Origin of the sequence: Streptomyces sp. NPDC003456, assembly GCF_042878735.1 — a bacterium.
GTDB lineage: Bacteria > Actinomycetota > Actinomycetes > Streptomycetales > Streptomycetaceae > Streptomyces.
This window is the reverse complement of the sequence record NZ_JBIAOK010000013.1, coordinates 1-1413: the sequence shown is the minus strand read 5'-3', so window position 1 is coordinate 1413 and position 1413 is coordinate 1. Positions and strand designations below refer to the sequence as shown.

The 1413-nt window shown below is 56.2% G+C and carries 1 rRNA gene; it reads right to left on the bottom strand.

Annotated features, from left to right (window positions below):
* Positions 1 to 22: 22 nt before the first annotated feature.
* A 23S ribosomal RNA gene (locus ACFYWG_RS33465) occupies positions 23 to 1413 on the bottom strand; the annotation flags it as partial.

Here is a 1413-nt window from a genome sequence, read left to right as displayed (position 1 = left end):
AACACAGTGGACGCGAGCAACTGAGGACAAGCCCTCGGCCTATTAGTACCGGTCAACTCCACACGTTACCGTGCTTCCATATCCGGCCTATCAACCCAGTCGTCTACTGGGAGCCTTACCCTCTCTAGGAGGTGGGAGTCCTCATCTCGAAGCAGGCTTCCCGCTTAGATGCTTTCAGCGGTTATCCCTCCCGAACGTAGCCAACCAGCCATGCCCTTGGCAGAACAACTGGCACACCAGAGGTTCGTCCGTCCCGGTCCTCTCGTACTAGGGACAGCCCTTCTCAAGACTCCTACGCGCACAGCGGATAGGGACCGAACTGTCTCACGACGTTCTAAACCCAGCTCGCGTACCGCTTTAATGGGCGAACAGCCCAACCCTTGGGACCGACTCCAGCCCCAGGATGCGACGAGCCGACATCGAGGTGCCAAACCATCCCGTCGATATGGACTCTTGGGGAAGATCAGCCTGTTATCCCCGGGGTACCTTTTATCCGTTGAGCGACGGCGCTTCCACAAGCCACCGCCGGATCACTAGTCCCGACTTTCGTCCCTGCTCGACCCGTCGGTCTCACAGTCAAGCTCCCTTGTGCACTTACACTCAACACCTGATTGCCAACCAGGCTGAGGGAACCTTTGGGCGCCTCCGTTACTCTTTAGGAGGCAACCGCCCCAGTTAAACTACCCATCAGACACTGTCCCTGATCCGGATCACGGACCCAGGTTAGACATCCAGCACGACCAGACTGGTATTTCAACGACGACTCCCCCTGAACTGGCGTCCAGAGTTCACAGTCTCCCAGCTATCCTACACAAGCCGAACCGAACACCAATATCAAACTGTAGTAAAGGTCCCGGGGTCTTTCCGTCCTGCTGCGCGAAACGAGCATCTTTACTCGTAGTGCAATTTCACCGGGCCTATGGTTGAGACAGTCGAGAAGTCGTTACGCCATTCGTGCAGGTCGGAACTTACCCGACAAGGAATTTCGCTACCTTAGGATGGTTATAGTTACCACCGCCGTTTACTGGCGCTTAAGTTCTCAGCTTCGCCCCGACGAATCAGAGCTAACCGGTCCCCTTAACGTTCCAGCACCGGGCAGGCGTCAGTCCGTATACATCGCCTTACGGCTTCGCACGGACCTGTGTTTTTAGTAAACAGTCGCTTCTCGCTGGTCTCTGCGGCCACCCCCAGCTCACCGAGTAAATCGGATCACCGAGTGTGGCCCCCCTTCTCCCGAAGTTACGGGGGCATTTTGCCGAGTTCCTTAACCATAGTTCACCCGAACGCCTCGGTATTCTCTACCTGACCACCTGAGTCGGTTTAGGGTACGGGCCGCCATGAAACTCGCTAGAGGCTTTTCTCGACAGCATAGGATCATCCACTTCACCACAATCGGCTCGGCATCAGGTCTCA